The 20,232-nt window shown below is 62.5% G+C and carries 19 protein-coding genes; 8 read left to right on the forward strand and 11 right to left on the reverse strand.

The genetic code is table 11. From position 1 onward, the window contains the following. Positions 1–116 precede the first annotated feature (116 nt). Together RCF49_RS10745 and RCF49_RS10750 are read left to right on the forward strand one after the other, a co-directional pair. Complete coding sequence (locus tag RCF49_RS10745) at positions 117–1,769, forward strand: ATP-binding protein (RefSeq protein WP_342644016.1); 1,653 nt, start codon at positions 117–119, stop codon at positions 1,767–1,769. 53 nt (positions 1,770–1,822) lie between these two features. Beyond that, positions 1,823–2,158 carry an STAS domain-containing protein gene (locus RCF49_RS10750; protein WP_342644017.1) on the forward strand — a complete coding sequence of 112 codons (336 nt, stop codon included), beginning with the start codon at positions 1,823–1,825 and terminating at the stop codon, positions 2,156–2,158. Here the strand turns inward: RCF49_RS10750 and alr are convergent. Genes alr through RCF49_RS10775 form a run of 5 tightly spaced genes read right to left on the reverse strand, consistent with a single transcriptional unit; the run spans position 2,141 to position 7,738 of the window. Further along, positions 2,141–3,277, reverse strand: coding sequence for an alanine racemase (gene alr, locus RCF49_RS10755; RefSeq protein ID WP_342644018.1), 1,137 nt, complete (start codon positions 3,275–3,277; stop codon positions 2,141–2,143). The two genes, RCF49_RS10750 and alr, sit on opposite strands and share 18 nt — an antisense overlap. 3 nt (positions 3,278–3,280) lie before the next feature. After that, complete coding sequence (locus RCF49_RS10760; protein WP_342644019.1) at positions 3,281–3,955, reverse strand: GNAT family N-acetyltransferase; 675 nt, start codon at positions 3,953–3,955, stop codon at positions 3,281–3,283. Between the two features lie 41 nt (positions 3,956–3,996). Further along, positions 3,997–5,016, reverse strand: coding sequence for an ABC transporter substrate-binding protein (locus RCF49_RS10765; protein ID WP_342644020.1), 1,020 nt, complete (start codon positions 5,014–5,016; stop codon positions 3,997–3,999). Beyond that, positions 5,013–7,004 (reverse strand): MFS transporter, encoded by a 1,992-nt coding sequence (locus RCF49_RS10770; protein WP_342644021.1) that lies wholly within the window; start codon positions 7,002–7,004, stop codon positions 5,013–5,015. The genes RCF49_RS10765 and RCF49_RS10770 overlap by 4 nt, the downstream gene beginning before the upstream one ends. 2 nt (positions 7,005–7,006) lie before the next feature. Further along, positions 7,007–7,738, reverse strand: a complete 732-nt coding sequence (locus RCF49_RS10775; protein ID WP_342644022.1) for a hypothetical protein — start codon at positions 7,736–7,738, stop codon at positions 7,007–7,009. A 40-nt stretch (positions 7,739–7,778) separates the two neighbouring features. On the opposite strand from RCF49_RS10775, the gene RCF49_RS10780 reads away from it, so the two are divergent. The 3 genes from RCF49_RS10780 to RCF49_RS10790 are packed head-to-tail and all read left to right on the forward strand — an operon-like array spanning position 7,779 to position 12,391. Next, complete coding sequence (locus RCF49_RS10780) at positions 7,779–8,585, forward strand: hypothetical protein (RefSeq protein WP_342644023.1); 807 nt, start codon at positions 7,779–7,781, stop codon at positions 8,583–8,585. Further along, positions 8,572–10,290 (forward strand): hypothetical protein, encoded by a 1,719-nt coding sequence (locus tag RCF49_RS10785; RefSeq protein ID WP_342644024.1) that lies wholly within the window; start codon positions 8,572–8,574, stop codon positions 10,288–10,290. Before RCF49_RS10780 ends, RCF49_RS10785 begins: the two co-directional genes overlap by 14 nt. A 4-nt stretch (positions 10,291–10,294) precedes the next feature. Further along, on the forward strand, positions 10,295–12,391 hold the full coding sequence (locus tag RCF49_RS10790; RefSeq protein ID WP_342644025.1) for a SpoIIE family protein phosphatase: 2,097 nt from the start codon (positions 10,295–10,297) through the stop codon (positions 12,389–12,391). 160 nt (positions 12,392–12,551) lie between these two features. On the opposite strand, the gene RCF49_RS10795 is transcribed toward RCF49_RS10790, so the two are convergent. The 5 genes from RCF49_RS10795 to RCF49_RS10815 form a co-directional block, all read right to left on the reverse strand. Further along, on the reverse strand, positions 12,552–13,127 hold the full coding sequence (locus RCF49_RS10795; RefSeq protein ID WP_342644179.1) for an HPF/RaiA family ribosome-associated protein: 576 nt from the start codon (positions 13,125–13,127) through the stop codon (positions 12,552–12,554). 206 nt (positions 13,128–13,333) lie between these two features. Continuing rightward, positions 13,334–14,101, reverse strand: coding sequence for a class II aldolase and adducin N-terminal domain-containing protein (locus RCF49_RS10800; RefSeq protein ID WP_342644026.1), 768 nt, complete (start codon positions 14,099–14,101; stop codon positions 13,334–13,336). A 91-nt stretch (positions 14,102–14,192) separates the two neighbouring features. Further along, positions 14,193–16,226: a hydantoinase/oxoprolinase family protein gene (locus RCF49_RS10805; RefSeq protein ID WP_342644027.1), complete on the reverse strand. Its 2,034-nt coding sequence runs from the start codon at positions 16,224–16,226 to the stop codon at positions 14,193–14,195. Between the two features lie 9 nt (positions 16,227–16,235). Further along, positions 16,236–16,862, reverse strand: coding sequence for a DedA family protein (locus tag RCF49_RS10810; RefSeq protein ID WP_342644028.1), 627 nt, complete (start codon positions 16,860–16,862; stop codon positions 16,236–16,238). Between the two features lie 34 nt (positions 16,863–16,896). Further along, the gene (locus RCF49_RS10815) at positions 16,897–17,703 is read right to left on the reverse strand and encodes a DUF1194 domain-containing protein (protein WP_342644029.1); all 807 of its coding nucleotides are present in this window, start codon (positions 17,701–17,703) and stop codon (positions 16,897–16,899) included. A 233-nt stretch (positions 17,704–17,936) separates the two neighbouring features. Here RCF49_RS10815 and RCF49_RS10820 point away from each other — a divergent pair, with 233 nt between their 5' ends. Continuing rightward, complete coding sequence (locus tag RCF49_RS10820; RefSeq protein ID WP_342644030.1) at positions 17,937–18,821, forward strand: DMT family transporter; 885 nt, start codon at positions 17,937–17,939, stop codon at positions 18,819–18,821. Between the two features lie 2 nt (positions 18,822–18,823). On the opposite strand, the gene RCF49_RS10825 is transcribed toward RCF49_RS10820, so the two are convergent. After that, positions 18,824–19,222, reverse strand: a complete 399-nt coding sequence (locus RCF49_RS10825) for an MAPEG family protein (RefSeq protein WP_342644031.1) — start codon at positions 19,220–19,222, stop codon at positions 18,824–18,826. A 205-nt stretch (positions 19,223–19,427) separates the two neighbouring features. Between RCF49_RS10825 and RCF49_RS10830 the strand changes: the two genes are divergently transcribed. Continuing rightward, positions 19,428–19,853, forward strand: coding sequence for an Hsp20 family protein (locus RCF49_RS10830; protein ID WP_342644032.1), 426 nt, complete (start codon positions 19,428–19,430; stop codon positions 19,851–19,853). A gap of 90 nt (positions 19,854–19,943) precedes the next feature. Next, the gene (locus RCF49_RS10835; protein ID WP_342644033.1) at positions 19,944–20,207 is read left to right on the forward strand and encodes a DUF1150 family protein; all 264 of its coding nucleotides are present in this window, start codon (positions 19,944–19,946) and stop codon (positions 20,205–20,207) included. The last annotated feature ends 25 nt before the right edge of the window (positions 20,208–20,232 follow it).

Raw genomic sequence — 20,232 nt, forward strand, 5'->3', positions numbered from 1 at the left:
GTCCCGCCCGAATTGAGTGTTATGTGTCGCCGTGAGGACACAGGCTTGCCGGAACTATTTGCAGCCGTCAGGATCGTGCTCTACGGGATGATGCGCAGAAGGGCAATCTTGCAACGATGGCTGCACCGAAAATCGTTCTGTTCGCCGGTCAGCGCGCCAATGACCGTGATACGCCCGGGCCCTTCCCGCCGGCCATCGAACCCGCCGTGCGCATCGCGATCAGAACCAAGCTCGAGTCTTACGGCAATCTGATCGGTTATGCCTCGGGCCAGGCCGGCGGCGATATCCTCTTCGGCGAGGAACTGCTCGATCTCGGCGGCATCCTGCACATTCATATCCCATGCGAGCGCGACGACTTCATCAGCCAGTATGTCGCGCCCGCCGGCCAACCCTGGGTGGACCGTTTTCAGCGCCTCTGCGCGCGGGCTGCGAGTGTGAATGTCAATTGCGAGGAACGGCTGCTGGGCGATCCAACGCTTATTCGTTTTAACAACCAGGTGCTGCAAGGCATGGCGCGCCTCGACGCCGAAGCGCGGGGGACCACGGCGCATCTCCTGCTCCTCTGGAGCCCGAGCGCCCCCGCCGAGCTCGGCAGTCCGGCCGACTTCATGGATCACTGGCCGGAATTCGACCGCCTGTCCATTATCGACCTCGACGAACTCTCCGGGGCTGATGATGCCGTCCCTGAACCATACACTGAGGCATTCGCCGAACTCAGCACGAGCCCGCGCGCCATTCGCGCCATTCTGTTTGCCGATATCGCGACCTATACGAACTTCCGTGACGACGAGATCCCGCTTCTCTTCGACCTCTTGAGCGAGGCGCAGCAGCAGGTCGAAACACTGACCAGGCCGCCGCTGCTGATCAATACATGGGGCGATGCGATCCACGCCGCCGCTGAAACGGCCCACGATCTTGCCGATTACGCTGCAGCCCTGTCGAATGCGGTCGCCGCGATAGATCCCGCCCGCTATGGCCTTGCCCGATCACCACGCTTCCGCATTGCGCTTCACGCCGGGCCCGTTTTCGTCGGCATGCACCCGATGACCGGCCGCAGTATGATATTCGGCCACCATGTGAACCGCGCCGCGCGCATCGAGCCCGTAGCCGTCCCCGGTGAGATCTTCGCATCCCAGCATTTCGTCGCTTTGTTGCGCGCCGAGATGGACGAGCGCCTCTATGAGGCGGCGATGACCGGTGTCCCCTATTCGCCGCGCTATTCCGTGGAGTATCATGGCACTGTCGAACTTCCGAAGCAGTTCGGGCGGGAGGCGGTCTATCGGCTGATCGATCGGCACAAATCCGCCTCGCCGGAAGAGTTGGAAAGGCCGTCTGTGTCCGAGCAGTCCGTTCCGCCGAGCCTGCACGCGGTGATCCGCAATGATGTCGCCGAAATCGAGCCCTTGGCCTCGAAGGTGGACGAGTTCTGCGGCATGCATGGGATAAGCCCCGAGGTCGCCCATGCCGTCAATCTCTCGCTCGAAGAGCTGCTCACCAACACCATTCATTATGGCTATTCGGATAAGCAGGAGCACATGATCGAGGTGGGACTGACCCTGCAAGGCAGCAAGCTCCTTGTCCGTATCAGCGACGACGGCGAGCCCTATGACCCGCGGCAAACCCCCGAGCCCGACCTCGAATCGGACCTGGACGAGCGCCAGGTGGGAGGCCTTGGCGTCCATCTCGTCCGCCAATTGATGGATAAAATCGACTACAAGCGGCAAAAGGGCCGGAACCAGGTCGTGCTGACCAAATCGTTTGCCGCCTGAAAGGTACCCTATGTCCGCCGCCCGGTCCGCCAGTGAGGAGTGAGGATCCCGCAATGGAAATAGATCGCGAACAGCGCGACGGCATCGACGTCATCGCACCGGTGGGCCGCGTTGACAGCAATACGGCGCGCGACCTCGAATCAGCGCTGCTGCCCGCCTTCGATGGGGGCCGCAAGGTCATCGTCGACTTCTCGCGTCTGACCTATATTTCCAGCGCCGGACTTCGCGTTCTTCTGCTCGCCGCCAAGCAGAGCAAAGCCAAGGCGGCCGACCTTGCTCTGGCGGGAATGACGCCGCAGGTGCGAGAAGTGTTCACGATCAGTGGCTTTGCCAAGCTGTTCAGGATCTATCCTGATGCCAGCGCCGCCGTGTCAGACCTCAACGGGTGATCCGTCCCTGAGATAGGCCCGCCGGGTTCCCGCGCCGATCTGGGTGAGAAGCGCATTCGGCGCGCAGCCGATCCAGCCCGCCACTTTGTCCACGGTCTGCTTGCTGTCCAGGAACACCGCCCGCTCACCGGGCGCTGCCGCCCGTTCTGGGAGATCGGTCACATCGAGCATGGTCAGATTCATCGCAATGCCGCCGACGATCGGAACCTCATTTCCCGCAACCCGCACGCGACACTCCCGGCCAAACCCTTGCGGTAATCCGTTGCCATAGCCAATCGCGGCAGTCGCAATCACCGAAGGCCGCTTGAGACAAGTTATGCCGCGATATCCGATGGTGGCGCCTTCCGCAGCGCGCGCAACCCGCAGAATGGGCGCCGTGAGGCGGTAGCAAGGCTCAAGCCCATCCTGCCATGTGGTCGAGGTCTGCACGCCGTAAAGCGCGCTGCCGACCCGGGCAATATCGAAATGCCAATCCGCCCCCATAAAGAGGCCTGACGAGGAGGCAAGGCTGATCGGGGCAGCAGGCAGATGGGCAAGCCAGCTCACCAGCCGTTTTCGCTGCGCCAGATTGCTTTCCGCATCCGGGAGATCGAAGGCCGCGAGATGCGAGACCCAGGCCTTGATCTCGAGGGAAGCGAGGCTGCCTCTATCCTCCGCAAGCCGGATGACATCCGCCTCATCGAGGCCGAGGCGTCCGAGCCCCGTGTCCAGCTGAATGGCGACCGCTAGCCTGCTTTCCGCCCTGCGCGCCGTGGCCGCACAGAGGGCGACTTCGCCGCGGCTCACCAGAACCGGTGTGATGCGGCCAGTCGCGAAATTAGCCGGATCCTCTCCCTGCAACCCATGCAAGGTGAAGATCTCCACTCGCGGCGCGATCTCCCTCACGGTCATCGCCTCTGCCAGATCGCGGACCCAGAAATGGGTGCACCCCTCCTGGAGAAGGGTCTTCACCACCGGCGAAAGCCCGAGCCCATAGCCGTCATTCTTCACGACCGCCGAGAGAGTGCGGCCCGAATAGCGTTGCGACATGGCCCGGTAATTGGCCGCGATCAGCCCGAGATCGACCTCCAGGACCGCTCCGGCCCGCCACGCATCTCTCGCATTGACCTCATGAGGCATGGCTCAATGCCGCGGCGCGTAAAAGATCTCATGCGCGCCCTTCGCCTTGCGCCAGGCAACGCCTTGATGCCCCGCGCCCAAAAGCTGGCGCTGGCGCCCGATGGCCTCCACCGCGCACCATTCTCCTGAACGGGCTTGCCGCACCGGCTCGTCGACCGTGCGGGTCAGCAGAAACCGCAGGTGTCCGCCATATTGCTCCTTCAGCGCACAAATGCCGAAACCTTCGCCTATGAGATTTGTCCAGCTCCGGTGATTGCCCGGGGCGGAGGTGGAATAGAGATGGCGGAAGCCGAGCGAGCGCGCTGCCTCGATGCGCCAAGCGATCAATTGCGAATGGAGTCCACAGCCCCACGCGGCCGGGCGCACCGATGTGCCCGCGAGCTTTGCCAGGCTCGCACTTCTATCGAGCCCGAGCGGCCCATAAGGGTCCTCCTCGATCGAAAGATCCCACTGGAGCACCCCATAGGCGAGGAGGCCCTCATCATCAAACAGGCCGACGATGCGGCCGGCGCCGGACACCATCTTCTCGAAAAACGCACGACTTTCCGGCCTGATGAGGTCGGGGCGCCCGACCTTTTGTGTCGCGGCAAGATGCAGCTCATGCACCGCCGCCACGTCCGCAGCCCCGATTTCCCGCCACTCCGGCGCAACCCGCATCGAGTTCACCGCGACAGTCACATTGCCCCCAATACTCTTGTTTCCAGTCCCTGTAGGCCCGCTTAGCCTGTCAGGACTTCCGCGTAATTCAGCATCTCAATCGGGGGGTATAAATCCAATTCTTTTGCGACTTTCATATTAATGATGAGCGAAAATCTCTTGAGGGTTTCGATTGGAAGATCCTCCGGCGGAATTCCCTCTTGCAGGATCTTCAGCGCCTTCGAGGCCGCGAGCTGTCCGACCGAATAATATCGGGCGACAAGGGCAACCAGCGCGCCGCCCTCGCGAATGGCCAGCTCCGCGGCGCCGAAAGTCGGCAGCTTCTGTGTCAAAGCCGCCGGCACGACGATCTTATACTGAGTGCCAAGGAAAGTATCGGGCAACAGATAGAGCCAATCGGCACCGGCCGCCTTGATCTCGCTCACCAGCTCAGGAATGCCCTCGGCGCTCGGGCGCCCCTCGACCATCTTGAATGTCCGCGCGATCAGCTCGAAACCGAGCTTTCCCTGCAAGGCCTCGAGCTCCTCCACGATCGAGACGGAGTTCTGCTCCGTCGGGGTGTACATCACCCCGATCTTCTTGAACGGCAGATAGGATTCCATCGCCCGCAGCTGGGTTTCCGTCGGCACCACATGCACGGCCCCCGTGACGTTGCGCCCGGGATGCTGCGTGCTTCTCACGATTCCCGCCTGGACGGGCGCGGACACCAGGGCAAAGACGATCGGCCGCTCGGTGATGTATTTGGCCTTGTCCTCCGCATCGTAGCGGCCGGCGATGCCCAGCGTCACCGGCGTGCCCCAGGTATAGACGAGGTCGGGCTTCAGGGCGCGGATCTCCTCGATAAAGCCCGGCAGGCGGGCCGTGTCCCGATCCGCATCCCGCTCGATGAACTCGACACTGGCGCCATTGGCGGCGAGATAATCGTCAAACCCTTCTTCGACCGCGGTGCGGCCGCGATAGGTGATGCGATAGATCCGTTTCGGCGTGGTGGACGCGGGCATCTGTGCCAGCACGGGCCAGGTGGCCCCGTTCAGCAGGGCAGCCGACCCGAGACTTAAGGTTAGGAACTCGCGACGCCTCATGCGGGCTGCCCTCCAATTCTGTGCGAAGACGTCTTCTTTGTCCTGCCCTGCACGCCAGACGCACCCATCGCGAAAATAAGCGCCCCCGCGATCACCAGGGCTCCGATGATCACCACGGCCGTCTGAAAACCATATAGCCCGAGGAGGAACCCGGCGATCACAGGGCCGAGAGCATTCCCGGTGCGTTCCACCAACCGGAAGATGCCGTAGAGCGGACCATCGCCGATGGGCTCTTGCAGCATTTTGCCGAACTCGCCCACCAGCGCCGATTGCGGTGCGATACTGATCGCCTGTCCGATCCCGAGGCTTGCGAGCATCGCGCCGAGCACGACGAGGCTGCTGGCATCGATCATCACCAGCAGCGAACCAAGGCCCGCAATCGCCCCGCCTGCCGCGACGAAGGCCACCCGCCGGTTCCACCGGTCGGCGAGCGAAGCAAAACTTGGGACCAGCAGCACCATGATCAGCGGATAGATCATGAGCATTCGCCCGATTGCCGCTTGGTCCTGCCCGATATCCTTCATATGCAGCGGCATCAGGAAGAAACACACGGCGACCAGCAGGATCTTGGCCGGCATGGCGCAGCAGAAGAATAGCGCGACGAGCTTGGGCGAGCGGAATGTCGCCCCGAAATCGCGCGCTCGGATCGGCGGTCCGGAAGGCTGATGTCCGGGCGTGCGGGGAATGCAGAGCAAGGCGAGAAGCAGGCTTAAGCCCGCCATCGCGCCCGCAACGAGAAAAGCGATCTCCATGCCGAGCCGATCGGCGATGATGCCGCCGATCGGTGGCCCGCACAGACCCGCTACCAATATCGCACCGATGAACACCGCCATGCCGCGGGCACGCTGCCCAGCGGTGGTGTTATCGATCACGAACCCCTGAGCTCCCACGAAGACCAGCGCAAAGCCCACCGCCGAGAGCGCCCGCGCCAATGTGAGGCTCACGAGATCCGGTGCGAACGCAGCGCCACAATAGCCGAGGGCCCCCAACACCGCGCCCCAGAGCAATGACGGCCTGCGTCCGTAGCGCTCCGTGAGCCCGCCCAGCACGGGCTGTGTGAGCGCCACGATCGCCAGGAACACGACCATTGGCAGACTGATCACCAGCTCGGGTGAAAGCCCCGGAATGGGGGATGCAAGCCTCTCGATATAGATCGGCAGGAAGGGCCTCGTGAGCTCCTCCGCGAACATGAACACGAACAGCGGTGCCCTGATCGCGATGACGGACAGAGCTTCAGGCGCAGCAGTCTCGCCCAGGTGAAACTTCTGCTGAAGCCCCTTCAACGCCTGTTGAGCACTCGCCTGCCCGCGTTCGGCAACCAGGCTCCGAAGCGCACTGAAGCGCTGATTGAGGCCGGAAAGCCGCTGATCGATGAGAGTTGCAAGCTTGCCAAATTCGCTGCGGCTGTCGACGGGTGTATGCGGCCGGAGATCGCTATGGCCAATCGCATAGACCCTGCTCTCGACACCCTCGATGGCCCCGTAAAGCCCGGCCCCGAAACTGATATAAAGCAGTTCCAGTGCGACCAGCGCGGTCACCACCGTGACGATCGCCAGGTCGATCCACATCTTGTAGATGACGCTCTGCACGAAGGCCGGGTCGAGGCTCACCACCGCATAGGCCTGTGGCGGGGTTCCACTGCCGATCGGCGCCCTCACCGCAGATACGGCCGCGTCAGCATCAAGGCCTGCACCATAGAGCCTCTGTCCCGCCGGATCACTGATGCTGACCGCTGAAAACTCCGGATTGCCCGCGAGAATGCGGCTGAGATACCCGTCCAGCCCACGCATCTCACCCATCGGTACGCCCACCTCCAGCGCCCGTTGCATCAGCGCGCCGACCGAGCGGGCGACCGTTTCCGCCTTATGCTCGACCTCTGGCAGGAGCAGGGCTTCTGCCCGCTTCGTCGTCTGAAACGACAGATAGGCGAGCGCCGCCACGAGCATCGCGACCAAGGCAGCCGAAAGCCGAAGCTGGATGCTGTGCATGTCTAATTGCTCTCTTCCAGCGCCCGGAGATCGCTGGCGGCACGGGCGATCGCATCCCCCGAATTGCCATCTGCCAGTCGGCGCGCGCGAGCATGGAGCTGGCGCATCACCAGGAACGCGGCAATGCTGCCGGCCAGCACCGCCGCAAGTCCCGCAGGCAGAGCGTCCCTCGCAACCGCGCCCGCGAACGTCCTCGTGTTGTGGACCATCGCCGTCCGATCATATCGGATGAGAACCCGGCCGATGGCTGCACCGAAATCATTGAGCACCGGCAAGGCAACGTCGAAGGATGTGCCATCCGGTTGCTGCCGGGTGCCGATGCGCGATGGCTCGCTGCTGAACAGCGTCAGGCCCTCGGCATCTTCGACATCGATCGACAGAATGCCGGCATCCGTGCTGGCCTGCCGCTTCAGCAGATCCGGCAAGGTGACCTGCTCCGTGAGGGGAATTCCAAACGATGTGGCCGAGAGAATATCGCGCTCGAGCTCATGGGCGATCACCTGCAGCCGCGAGCGGATCAGTTCTGTATAGGCCGCCCGCACGCCGCTGAAATTCATATAGGCCCCGAGCGCCATGGCGAGGCTCACGATGACGGCGAAAAGCGGCAGGGTGCGGAGGGCGAGGCGAAGCATGGACGGTAAACTGAGCTGTTCCTGCGGCGGCCGGATCGCCCGCCTCTCGAAATGTGGCGAAATACTGTCCATGACATTGCGTCCGCCATCCGCTACCGTCAAATGGAGTTTCCGAAGTGGTTCCTGCCCCAACAGTCTCTAGATGTCGCCATCGGCAAAAATTGTCTGTGTGCTGTCCCTGATCGCCGCGGCAGGGCTGATCCTGTGCGCCCTGCTGATCTATGGCAGCCTCGACCGGTCTAGGGTTGTGGTAGCGGAATCCAATCTGAACTTCGTTCTCAATCAGCTGCGCAGCTCCATCGAGGCGAATGTAAATCTCGGCCTTCCCTTGGCCGATATTCGCGTCACTCAGAACTTGATCGAGCAGGCGCGCGCCAATGACAGTGAGATTCTGGCCGTCGAAATCTTCTCCCGCGCGGGAATTTCTCTATTCAACACCGATCGCGGCAGCATAGGCGAGCCGGTGCGCGATACCTGGCGGGATGCGGTGCGCCGGTCCAATGGCGGCAACCGTTGGGCGATCGAGGAGTTTGGCGACATCGTCGTCGGAGAGGTCATCCGCAACGATTTCGGCGAACCGCTTGGCTACATCGCCATCACCGTGGATGGTGATGCGCGGGATGCCTATGCGGCGGCGATCACCTCTGCCTTGGCCCGCCGCCTGATGATCGCGCTTCCCCTGGCATTGCTTGTCGTGGCCGGGATCTCGGCGCTGATCATTGCTGGGGCCGGCGCAAATCTCCGCAAAGCCGCACAGCGGCTGAGCCCATCTCCGGCCACCACTGAGACCGCTGCCTCCGCACCACGACCTGCTGCGGGGGAGGATGATCTGGCCTCGCTTGCCGATGCGGCCGGGGTCTCGATAGCCAGGCAGGTAAGCCATCTCGATCAAACCGCGCAGGCCATTCTGGCGCTGGATGAGGATACTCAGGCCAATGCCAGCATTTGAGAGGACGCCACCAGCCGTCTTGGCCGCTATTCTTGGGCTCCTGGTTGCGCTGAGTGTCGGTATCGGCGCGGTCTATCTGCTGCGGGAAGCCCAGCGCGAAGGTGTGGCCGACCTCGCCCACACCACCGAGGCGGGGGCGGAGGCCGTTGGCCGGGCTGTCGCAGATCAGCTCGATCGAGCCCTCGGCTATGGCATTCCGCTCGCCCGCATGCGCGGCGTCGAGGCCTATCTCCAGAAGATCGTGGAAGGCTCACCGCAAGTTCAGGCCATCGCCGTTCTGGACACGGGCGGGAAACCTCTCTTCGCCACCGGCAATGTCAGCAATGGGCTGACATTCCCCCTGCGATCCGGTGGGACGACGGCCGGCACTATCGCACTTCAACCCGCGCCACCTCTCGTCGCCAGCATGGTGACCCGCCTTGACGTCGCCATTGCCGCAGCTTCACTGTTCTGCGGTCTGATGGCAGGCCTCGTGGCCTATCTCTTCATCATTCATCATTTGCGCTCGGCAGAGCGGCGGCTCGCCAACGCGCTGATCGAGATTCAGCAGGGCCGCACGGATATCAATCTGCACAGCACGGGACGCGGTGTCGTACGGGATGCCTTCGCCGCGCTGGATCAAGCCGTGCAGCCCATCCGGAATGCAAAGCGGCGCGTCGAGGATGCTGCCGCCACCGTTCGCGCCATCGATTTCGACGGCAGCTTGCGCGAAAAGCTGGACGATCTGCTGCATGATGCGGCTTTTCAGCCGGCGCCCGAGGCGAGCCGAAGGCCATCCGGGTCTGCTGTCGGCGAGGATGCCCCGCTCTGGCCGGCGGCGATCATCGTCGCCTGCTATTGCGCGGCCGCTCCGCTGATCGCCAACTATGCCATTGACCGCGAATGGTCCCTGGTCTCACGGCCGTGGTGGCCCAGCATTCCAATTGTGATCGAGATATTGGCAGGAACCCTGGCCTGCCTTATTGGGGCGCGCCTGGCGCAGCCGACCCGCCGTATTGCCGGCGCGATCGGCCTGCTGATCGCGGCTGTGGCAACCGCCAGCCTGGCGTTCACCCGGTCCTATGACCTGTTCCTGGCATTGCGGCTGGCCTCGGGCGCAGGCTTCGGGCTTCTCCTCGCAGCGGTTTTCGCCGGGCCTCGCGGCGGAAGGGAAATGGGCAGAGCCTGGCGCCTGGTGCTATTCGCCGGCACCTGCGCCGGGCCACTTTTCGGCGGCCTCATTGCCGAGGCCATTGGCCGCCGCCTGACATTCCTGGCCATCGGCGCGGCTTTGATCATCACCACCTTTCTCATCCCGCGGCTGCAGAGGCCTAAACCGGTCGCTGCCGTGGCGGGAGTGATTTCTGCCTTCCGAATCATGCTCTTGACCGCCTTGGGTGTGGTCCTCGGTGCAATCGCCCTCGTCTGGATTCCAAGCCAGCCCGGTTACGACAATTACCTCATTGGCGGCGGCCTCATCGCAGGTCTGGGTCTCGCCGCGGTCGTCATCGCGCTTGTCCTGCCGAACCCGCCGGCTCGGGCCGCGCTCTCGGGGCTGGCCGTGGGCATGATGGTGGGTGCAACCGTGCCAGCGCTTGCCCAGACCTACGGGATCGCGCCATTAAGCCTGAGCCTTGCGCTTGCGGCGGCACTGTTCCTGCTCGCCCTCGTCCTTGCGCTCGCATCAGGCGGGGTGAGATCCAATCCTGCGGGTGGGGTCGGTTAGCGCCATGCTGCTGCGAACCCGAGTAACCCTGCTTGTGACGATCGCCTTTGCGCTCGCCTTCGCCGGATTGGTGGCAGCGGGCATGCAGCGGGAGCGGTTGGCCGCGATTCCCTACACCGAGATCGGCACCACCGGCCAAGCAGCCTTATGGCGCGAGATCTTGCGAGACGATACCCAGCCACTCGTGAGCCTCGCCGAGGAAATCTTATCCGATACCGGCTTGAAAGAGGCAGTAACCGCACGCGACCAGTCTCGCATCCGCGTCCTCGCGAATGCCTGGACCTTTCCGCGCTTTACGACCGGCAGCCTGACGGATCTCCAGATACTGGATGCCGATGGTCAAATGGTATTCGCGAGTTCCACCGCTGCCGAGCCACCGCGTCTGCTCGATATCAGCACCATCCGCAACATCCAGGCGGGCGCTTTGCCGGAAGGCATTCGGCAGGTGACATCCGATCGCTTCGGCGTGATCGTTGCCCGGAAATACCCCTCTCCGGCCGGCGATCTCGTCCTCGCACTCGCGGCCTCGGCGAACCCGCCGCTGAGGCGCTTTGCCAGGGCCATGGAAGCGGATGCCTTCCTGCTCAGCACCCGTGGTCGGCTTGTTGAGGGAACCGCCCCCGACCTTTGGCGTGCTCTGGCTCTTGATCTGCCACAGCGGGCGGCGACGGTGAGCGAGGCCGATTATGACGGGCGGCTTTATGCGATCACCGCCATACCTCTGGATGACGTGTCATCCGGCTCAGCCGGCCTGCTCGTGACGGTCAAGGACGCGACCGACACGCTTTCCGCCATAGGCAGACTGACCTGGATCATCGGCGCCGTTGTCCTGGCCATCCTGCTGCTTCTGCTTGGAGGCCTCTACTTCTATCTGCGTTCGAGCTTCCGCCCATTGGAGAAAGCCGTCTCGGTGCTGGGTGCGCTCTCTCGCGGCGACACGACGGCGGACCTCTCGAAGGAAAGCAATGACGAAATTGGTGAGATCGCAACGGCGGTTCATCGCCTCCGTGAGAATATGGTGGCCTTCAACGACACCCGTCGGCAGCGCGAACTCCAGCGGCGCCGACAGGAACGTTTCGTGCGCCGGCAGATGGAGACGCTGGCCGGGACGCTCGAGCCGGGCGCGCGCGAGGAGGTTCTGGCCGACCTTCGCCGCATCGTGGCCGCAACGAGCGGCGCGCTGGCCGAGCCCGATACCGCTCAACCCAATGCCCAGTCCCTGGCGCGCCTCATCCGCGAGGATGACCAGCTCGGACCGCTGGCTGCGGTGCTTCAGCAGATGTCGAACCGTGTGGTTGAGCAGCATCGCCGCCTCTCCGAACTCATCACCCGGCTGCGCGAGGCGCTCGTGCGGGAAACCCAGCTGGCGAGCCTGCAGCAGGAGCTGGCCATCGCCCGTGACCTGCAGCGCTCGGTCTTGCCGATCGACTTCCCCGATCGGCCACGGTTCTCCGCCTATGGGCTCATGGAATCCGCCCGCGAGGTCGGGGGAGATTTCTACGACTTCTTCGAGCAGGGCGATGGCCGCTTTGCCTTTCTCATCGCCGATGTTTCGGGAAAGGGCGTGCCCGCGGCCTTTTTCATGGCCATTGCGCGCACTTTGCTCAAAGCGATTGCGCTGTTCGAGAACGAACCGGCCGCCTGCGTGCGCCAGTTGAACGAGCTTCTCTCGGCGGGCAACGACCAGATGATGTTCGTCACCTTGTTCTTCTGTGTGCTGGATCCCGCAACGGGCGAGGTTGAATATGTGAATGCTGGCCATAATCCGCCTTATCGCATCACTCAGCCCGGCAAGGTGACCATGCTGCCACCGAGCGATGACCTGGCGGTGGCGATCATGAGCGGTGTCGAGTTTACAAGCCGCCGCATCCAGCTCGCGCCGGGAGAAACTCTCGTTCTCTATACTGATGGTGTAACCGAGGCCTTCAACAATGCGGACGAGCAATTTGGCGAAAATCGTCTGATGGCTACGCTGCAGGCAATCCCACGACCAGACCCCAGCGCCGTTGCCCGTGCGATTTCCCAAGCCGTGAAGGAGTTCGAGAGCGGTCACCAACAGTCTGATGACCTCACTCTGCTCGTTATGAACTACAAGGGCTAGATGATGCTCTTGAATCATCCGCCCCGGCTATATCAGCCGCACTAGGCCTGCGAACTTAGACTAGAGCTTTTCCGATTTGCTTCGAAACGCGAAATCGCTCTAAATCCCGCTCGCTCGCATTTTCTTCACGCGAACCGGTATCCACTTCGCTCGAAATGCTCTAGGCCGAAGTCTCGCCGGAGAGCCTGCGCACCGAGCTTGCCTGCGGCCCCCACGGCCCTTCGGTCGTTGCGCGGGTAACACGCACCATCATCCCCACTTTAAGCTCGTCGAAGCTGCCATCCACGACAGAATTGCGGGTGAAATAGAGATCCGGGCTGCCGATCACCTCGACGAATCCGTAATTCTGCTCGGGAAACAGGCGGACGACCTTTCCAGTATCGCCTGCGGATTCGTGACTCTTCACCTGCTGACTACGAATATCCGCATGTTCACTGAGCTGGCGCTCCATCGCCTCGAAAACACGATTCACCAGCGCGGTGCCGCCGTCCCGGCCGTCATAATTGTCTTTGCCATTCTTGGCCACCAGGGTTCGGCCTGGAACTTCCACTTCCACGGTAAGGCCAAGCGCCGGCTTTCCCGTTCCAGTGCTGCGATGCGGCGCATCAACGACCACCCGGCACGCGGTGATGTTGCCATGAAATCGCTCGAGCTTGCTCGCCCGTTCGCGAATGTGCTTTTCCAAAAATTGCGAGGTATCGAGATTCTTAAACGCGATCTGGATTGGTGTTTCCATCGGGATCAATACTCCAGCGTCTGCGCAGCGGCTCTCGGCCGCGCGTTATCGAGCGGGCCGAGCGTCTCAGTCCGCTCGTGGAGGCGATATTCAGCGGTGATGCCGCCTCACGCTATATTTGGCGTCTTTGGGGCGGCCCCGCTAGGGGGGCCTGCTCGCTTAACGGCAATGCCCCTCGGCAGGTTTCAATGATATTTTGAAACCCATCACTCCGCGTATGAGGGATCCTTGGCGTTGAGGATCTCCTTCATCTGCTCGAAATGCGCGAAGGCGCTGGGCTTATAGGCCTCCCAGCCTTGCGCCGTCTTCTCGGCGATCTCGTCCGAGAGCACATTGAGCGGCCGGCCGGTTGAATAGGCCAAGATCAATGTCTGGCAGGAGCGCTCGAGATAATAGAGGTCATCGAACGCCTCAGCGACGGTTTCGGCCACGACCAGCACACCGTGATTGCCCATCATCAGCCGATGTGCATTGCCAAGCGCCCGCACCAGGCGTTCGCCTTCCTCCTGCTCGTCGGCAATGCCGCCGAAATTCAGATCGATTGCCATGCGCCGGAAATAGCGTGCCGTATTTTGATCGATGGGTTTGATCTCGGGATCGGCGAGCGAAGCCAGCGCCGTTGCGTAGGGCGGATGCACATGGAGGATGCAGCGCGCATGCGGCAGCGACTTGTGCATGTTCCCATGGATGCACCATGCGGAAGGATCCGGGGCATCCGGGCTGTCCATGGTGCTCGGGTCATCGCTATCGAGCAGCAGGAGGTCACTCGCCTTGATGCGCGAGAAATGCCGCCAGCGCGGGTTCATCAGAAATTTCTTCCCATCCGGTGAGACGGCAAGACTGAAATGGTTGGCGACCGCTTCGTGCCAGTTCATCTCTGCTGCAAGTCGGAACGCCGCAGCGAGGTCCACACGCATTTGCCATTCGTCGGAATCACTTTTCCGATTTGCCTTGAGGGTCGTCACCGTCGACATGCGCAAGCCTCCGAGGATGGCCCGGTAGAGCGGGCGATTTAAATCAGCTTACCATGACCATTGGCCACGTCCAGGGGCTGCGCCGACCAGCTCAGGCGCCAATTTGCTCGTGTGCAATGCGCGGTCTGCCGCTCGCCACCGCCGTAACGCTTCCGTCCACGAATTTGGGCTGGCCCTCCACCGTCACCCGGCGGATGTCGCGGCTGACCCGCACGGAAACCTCTCCGGCGCCGGCCGCGAGCGCCTCTTGCCGCAGCACCTCGTCGAGCACGCGCTCCGCATAATCTGCGGCAGCCTCAGGGGAGGAAAAGCTGCGCGCCTCGCCCTGGATATTGACCCGGTAGACACCCTCGGCCGCCTCGGAGATGAACACCTCCTGCTTGATCCGCACGTGCCCGACGACCGCTCCGATGGCATTTGCCACGTCTCCATGCTGCGGAAGATCAAGTGGAGCGCCAAGCAGCCGCGCAATGCCGGGATAATAAAGGGGCGCGGAGGCTCCTAGCCCGATGATGGGCGTATTGAGCCCGATATCCACGCGAACATGGCCGCTATGGCCGTTGAGTGCCGCACGCGCAAGCGCGCTTCGACTGAGATCACGATCAGCAAAGCCGTCCTCGGCAAAGCCCGCCTCCAGCAGCAACTCCGCTGATTGACGCTCGAGCGCCGCGACGACCGCTGTCGCAACCGCGTCAGCATCCGACCAGATCAGATCGCCCCGGGCATTCTTCTTGCGGGCGAGCAGCAAGGCACCCTTGCACGCGGCCTCCGCATCCCAACCGGTCTGACGCCCCAGCACATGGGCGGCATCTGAAGGGGTGAACCCGGATAGTGAGACCAGCCCCAGGCTCACCAGCCGGTTGAGGGCTGCCAGTTCAGGGCGTCGGGTGACCAGAAGATCAAGGGGCGCGGCTTGCGCTCCAATCGCCGACATCAGCGCGAGCTCCCGCGCGCCAAGCCCCGCCAGATTGCTATCAGACTTTACCAACCGCACGACAAATCGGCCGGCCAGCTCCTGGCTGCGTGCCTGCTCTAGCTGCCGGTCAAGTGCCGAATGGACCACGTCTGGATGAGCCGCCGCGAGAAGCGAAAGCGGCACCAGGCGCCTTGGACCGAGCTTCAGCGCATCGGCGCTGACCCCGGATGCCTCATCGAAGGCCACCTCGCTGTCGCCGCCGAGCCCATGGGTATACATGGCGACCGCTTCGACCATGGTACGCCAGCCGCCCACCAGCGCCCCTTCGGGATCGATCCGCGGCTTGCCGTCGAGCATGATAGCGATGTCGGTCGTCGTGCCCCCGATATCCGAAACCATGGCTTCACGTCGATCGGTCAGATAGGCCGCGCCCACCAGGCTTGCCGCAGGCCCGGAAAGAATGGTCTCGATAGGCCGCATTTTCGCGAACTCAGCAGAGATCAGAGCGCCATCTCCGCGCACCACCATCAGCGGGGCATCGATGCCGCTTCCGGTGAGCAAGCCTTCGAGTGCCGAGATGAGGTGATGAATGAGAGTGAGCAGGCGCGCATTCAGCAGGCATGTCAGCGCTCGTTTCGGGCCATTGAGCTTGGCCGAAAGCTCGTGACTACAGGTAACGGGCATCCCCGTCGCGTTGCGGATCAGCGCGCGCGCCGCAAGCTCATGGGCAGGATTGCGGGTCGCGAAATGCGCCGCCACAGCAAAGCCCGTCACATCAGGTGCAACCGCCCTCACCTCCCGCTCCAAGGCAGCAAGATCTAGAGGCCCTTGTTCATCGCCCAGCGCAGTATGCCCGCCGTTGCAGAGAATCACGGGATCACCGCGCAAGGCCTGGGACAGGCCCGCTCGCTCGAGATCCGCTGCCGCAAACCCGATGAACACGAGGCAGACACGCCCGCCCTGCCCCTCGACCAGCGCATTGGTTGCAAGCGTTGTCGACAGCGATACTAGGGCGATGTGGCTGGGCCGCACCCCCGCCTTGGCAAGCACCTGCCCGATCGCCTCGCCGATGCCGATTGAAAGATCACGCCGCGTGGTCAGTGCCTTGGCCTTGGCAATGACGCCCTTGCCCACCCGCGCTGCCGCATCATCGAAGATGACGGCATCCGTATAGGTGCCGCCCGTATCCAGTCCAAGGAGAAGCGCCATGCCTGTCTCTTACTGCTTGTTATTGGCCTTTGCCTCTCGCCTGAACCACCACCAGGCAAGCAGTCCGATTGCCGCAAGCACCAATACGATGATCCCAGCGGTCCCGAAATGCCGGACCGTCCCCATGAACTCGCTCAGATGCGAGCCGAGCACCATGGCGAGCGTGCCCCAAAACCCCACCCAGAGCGCTGCCCCCAACGCGTTGAAAAGGAGGAAGCGCAACCAATGCATGCCGAGACTGCCAGCCACGATCCCGTTGAGCTGCCGCAGCACCACCACGAACCTCGCCCCTGCCACGACCACCGGGCCATAGCGGGCGAACTGCTGTTCTGCCCAGTCATACCGATCCGCGGTAATCCCAAACCGCGTGCCGTAGGAAATGATTGCCTTGCGCCCAAGCAGATGCCCGATGAGATAGCCGATATTATCCCCGATCACCGCCCCCACGAAGGCGCCACCGAACAGCAGCATCGGGTTGAGCAAGCCTTGCGCCGCAAGGCCGCCGGACGCGATCAACAGGCTCTCGCCGGGCAAGGGAACGCCGAAGCTTTCCAGCAGGATGATGAGGCATACGGCAAACTCGCCATATTCGTGGAGAAAGGCCGCAACCGCGTGTGGAAGATGGACATCGTGCATTTACCGGGCTTTCCACTGACAGAGGTGGAGCCCATTATTGCATCCAGCGCTGAAACAACTTCTCACCAATGAGACAGTCGACTGGTGTGGCCTGCGCAACGGAGGTCTCGCTAGCATAGGTCACCTCGGGTTCCGCGGGCTGAGGCCCGACGATCTCGAGCACGAGCTTGCGCCGGATCGCTTCGGCAATTGTTTGCAGGTCCTGCACAGCGATGATGAATGATCCCGGCCCGCCCACAACGCACTGTTCGTAATAGACATCAAGATTGTCAATGGAATAGAAGCCGCTGGCCTCCTTGATCATGATTGGCAGTCCATTGATCACGATGCCGCGTCCGACCACTGCATCGCGTGCGCCGGCAACCGGTTCGCCCATATTGTTGGGACCATCCCCTGAAATGTCGATGACCCGCCGCATGCCCTGAAAGCCATTTCCATCGAACATGGGCGCGGCGAATTGGAGCGCGGAAGATATGGAGGTCGCACGAAAGCGCGAAATAGGTGCGGACGCAAGCCCATCGGCAAAGGCATGCGCCGCCTCGGCACTGTCAATGACGGTCCAGGGCATCAGCACGGTCTGATATCCTGGGCCCGCCCATTCCATGTAGGTGAGCGCGATCTTCCCATGCAGCCCCGAGCTGATTGCCCTGATCACGTCGGGATGCTTGAGCGCCGCCACATAACCCTGTCGTTGCAGGTCCTGCTCATCCATGTCCATGGACCAGGACACGTCGACCGCCAGGACCAGCTCGAGATCGACATCGATATCGGCAGCTTTGGCCGGCATCAGCGATGAGCCTAAGGCGCTCAAGAGAACAAGCAACCAGGTGAACCGGGACATTGTCATAGCCTCACGCGTCTAGTGGGCGAGCACCAGCCGGCCCGTCTGGCGATCGCGGCGATGCTGGCGACGCATGGCCTTATGCATTGTCGTCAGAGGACAGGCGGCGAGCAACAGCATAAGAAGGATGCTGGTTTCTCTGAGGCGAACTCAAAATCTTTTCAGCCTGTGCCTCGCCCTCGTTCATCGGTGCCGGCGAAGAGCCCCTCGGATCGGGAGTGGTGAGCGGCAATATGCGATCTATGTCGAGCCTGCATGGCGTATTGGTTGCCCTTGCCGCCTATCTGCTCTTCCCCATTCACGATGCGATGGTGAAATGGCTGGTGGCCGATTACTCCATCTGGCAAATCATGTGCGTCCGCAGTGCGGTCATCGTCGCCATTCTCTTGGCTTGGGAAGGCGCGCCGCTGGTGAAGCGCGCGCTCCACTCGCCCATGCGAGGCTTCCTCGTTTTGCGCGCCCTCTTTCTGATCAGTGCCTGGTCCTGCTATTACTCGGCTGCTCGCTATCTCGGCCTTGGTGAGCTGACCACCATCTATTTTGCCTCTCCCATTCTCGTCGCCTTACTTGCGGTGCCGCTGCTGGGCGAGGCCGTTTCCTTGAGAAAATGGCTGGCGATCGGCATCGGCTTTATCGGCGTTCTGATCGCCTGCCGCCCAGATCTCCATGTGGGCATCAAACCCGTGCTCCTCGCCCTCGCCGCTGCAGTTCTCTGGGCCATGGCCGTCATTCTGGTGCGCAAGAAGGGGACCGCAGAAAGCACCGCGGCCAATCTGCTCGTCGCAAACACGGGCTTCGTGGTTCTCGGCGGCGCGGCTCTGCCCTGGTCTTGGGTCACCCCTGATCTGGTTAGCTGGGTCTTGTTCATCGCTGCAGGCCTGGTGAGCGGGGCTGCGCAATATCTCGTCTTCGAGGCCATACGCAAGGTGCCGGCCTCGACGACCGCGCCCCTAGGCTTCTCGAGCCTGATCTGGGCCTTTGGTCTCGGCTATCTCGTCTGGGGAGACATACCGAGCCCCTGGGTGCTCGGCGGCGCCCTTCTGATCGTCCTTAGCGGGGCCATCATCTGCACCCTGGAATGGCGCGCGGCCGCTCCTGCCCGCGAGCGGCCGGTTTAGCCCTACAGTCCCGTCAGCGCGGCAACCAGCGTGAGAATGAGGCCTGCGACGGATATTCCCCAGACCACCGAACGCATGTAGCGGATTCCCGCGGCATAGACCGGCACATAGACGAGCCGTGCCCAGAAATAGAGATGCGCGCCCCAAAGGGTGAGCTGACTATGCCGGCCTGAAAGCTCGGCGATCAAAACCGCCGCGGCGAAGAAGGGAAACGTCTCCATCAAATTGGTGAAGGCGCGCGCGAGCCGCCCTGCGATGCCCGTCAGCGGCTCCCTGGGGCGATCACGCGGCCCCATCGCCCATTCGAGGCTATCTTGCTGGCGCGCGGCGGCCGTGGCCACCCCGAGTTGAACGAGGCCGAGAACGACCGCCCAGGCCAGCAGCTGCAATTCGATAGACATTGGGGTTCCCTCGTTACCTGAACTTGAAAGCCAAATTTGTGCACGCCATATTTTGGAATGTCAGCGGGTGATCCTGGGCTGAGCGGGCAATCGCTTCTTAGGACATGTGTTGAATACGGCGACGATGCCTTTGAGGGTCGTTGCCGTGCAGCCTGGGCGAGCTTTCGCGGGCATGAGAACTGAGCTGCTTTTGAAGGGCTTGTCTATGTCTAGAGTATCGATCTTTTCGAGTCCCTTGCTGTTGGGCTTCGAAGACATGGAGCGGCTGCTGGACCGCTTGGGAAAAACCTCGAGCGACGGTTATCCGCCTTACAATATCGAGCGTCTGGACACATCGGACGATGGGAATAGCCATTTGCGGATCACTCTGGCCGTTGCCGGGTTTTCCAAGGACGAGCTGCAGGTGCAAGTGGAAGAAAACCAGCTGCTGGTTCGCGGAAAGCAAAAGGATGATCGTTCACGGGCCTATCTCCATCGCGGTATCGCGGCGCGCCAGTTTCTCAAAGCCTTCGTTCTCGCCGATGGCATGGAGGTGACAGGAGCCTCGCTCGAGCACGGCATGTTGGAGATCGATCTGGTGCGCCGGGCGCCAAATCGCACGGTGCAGACCATCGAGATCCGCTCGTCGTGAGCCCGCAACCGAACCGCTGCTGCTGACAGAGCGGAGTAACACTTACGATAGCGCAATGGCGTATCGTGATGGACGTGAAAGGAGTTCGCTATGAACAAACAGGATGTTGCGCTGAAGGCCCCGATGAGCGCCGCGGAATTTGCGCTGCTGGGCGAGGGCAAGATCGGTTATGTTCGCGAGATCGACGGCGTGCGTGCGGCCGAGCTCATTGGCCCGATCCCTTACCTTCCCGCTGATGCACGACTGTTTGCATTATATGCCGCAGATGGCACGCCAATGGCGATTGCTGGCAGCCGCGAGGCCGCTCTGGCCAATGCCTTTGAGCACGACCTGCAGACGGTGAGCGTGAACTGAGACCGGCAGAGGAATTCAAGTCCCG

The sequence above is a fragment of the Rhodoligotrophos sp. CJ14 genome, from assembly GCF_038811545.1.
GTDB lineage: Bacteria > Pseudomonadota > Alphaproteobacteria > Rhizobiales > Im1 > Rhodoligotrophos > Rhodoligotrophos ferricapiens.

Bases quoted from the DNA above. Each gene is read 5' to 3' on its own strand.
- RCF49_RS10745 (WP_342644016.1), top strand. From the start codon at position 117: ATGGCTGCACCGAAAATCGTTCTGTTCGCCGGTCAGCGCGCCAATGAC.
- RCF49_RS10750 (WP_342644017.1), top strand. From the start codon at position 1,823: ATGGAAATAGATCGCGAACAGCGCGACGGCATCGACGTCATCGCACCG.
- alr (WP_342644018.1), bottom strand. From the start codon at position 3,277: ATGCCTCATGAGGTCAATGCGAGAGATGCGTGGCGGGCCGGAGCGGTC.
- RCF49_RS10765 (WP_342644020.1), bottom strand. From the start codon at position 5,016: ATGAGGCGTCGCGAGTTCCTAACCTTAAGTCTCGGGTCGGCTGCCCTG.
- RCF49_RS10770 (WP_342644021.1), bottom strand. From the start codon at position 7,004: ATGCACAGCATCCAGCTTCGGCTTTCGGCTGCCTTGGTCGCGATGCTC.
- RCF49_RS10780 (WP_342644023.1), top strand. From the start codon at position 7,779: ATGTCGCCATCGGCAAAAATTGTCTGTGTGCTGTCCCTGATCGCCGCG.
- RCF49_RS10785 (WP_342644024.1), top strand. From the start codon at position 8,572: ATGCCAGCATTTGAGAGGACGCCACCAGCCGTCTTGGCCGCTATTCTT.
- RCF49_RS10790 (WP_342644025.1), top strand. From the start codon at position 10,295: ATGCTGCTGCGAACCCGAGTAACCCTGCTTGTGACGATCGCCTTTGCG.
- RCF49_RS10795 (WP_342644179.1), bottom strand. From the start codon at position 13,127: ATGGAAACACCAATCCAGATCGCGTTTAAGAATCTCGATACCTCGCAA.
- RCF49_RS10800 (WP_342644026.1), bottom strand. From the start codon at position 14,101: ATGTCGACGGTGACGACCCTCAAGGCAAATCGGAAAAGTGATTCCGAC.
- RCF49_RS10805 (WP_342644027.1), bottom strand. From the start codon at position 16,226: ATGGCGCTTCTCCTTGGACTGGATACGGGCGGCACCTATACGGATGCC.
- RCF49_RS10810 (WP_342644028.1), bottom strand. From the start codon at position 16,862: ATGCACGATGTCCATCTTCCACACGCGGTTGCGGCCTTTCTCCACGAA.
- RCF49_RS10815 (WP_342644029.1), bottom strand. From the start codon at position 17,703: ATGTCCCGGTTCACCTGGTTGCTTGTTCTCTTGAGCGCCTTAGGCTCA.
- RCF49_RS10820 (WP_342644030.1), top strand. From the start codon at position 17,937: ATGCGATCTATGTCGAGCCTGCATGGCGTATTGGTTGCCCTTGCCGCC.
- RCF49_RS10825 (WP_342644031.1), bottom strand. From the start codon at position 19,222: ATGTCTATCGAATTGCAGCTGCTGGCCTGGGCGGTCGTTCTCGGCCTC.
- RCF49_RS10830 (WP_342644032.1), top strand. From the start codon at position 19,428: ATGTCTAGAGTATCGATCTTTTCGAGTCCCTTGCTGTTGGGCTTCGAA.
- RCF49_RS10835 (WP_342644033.1), top strand. From the start codon at position 19,944: ATGAACAAACAGGATGTTGCGCTGAAGGCCCCGATGAGCGCCGCGGAA.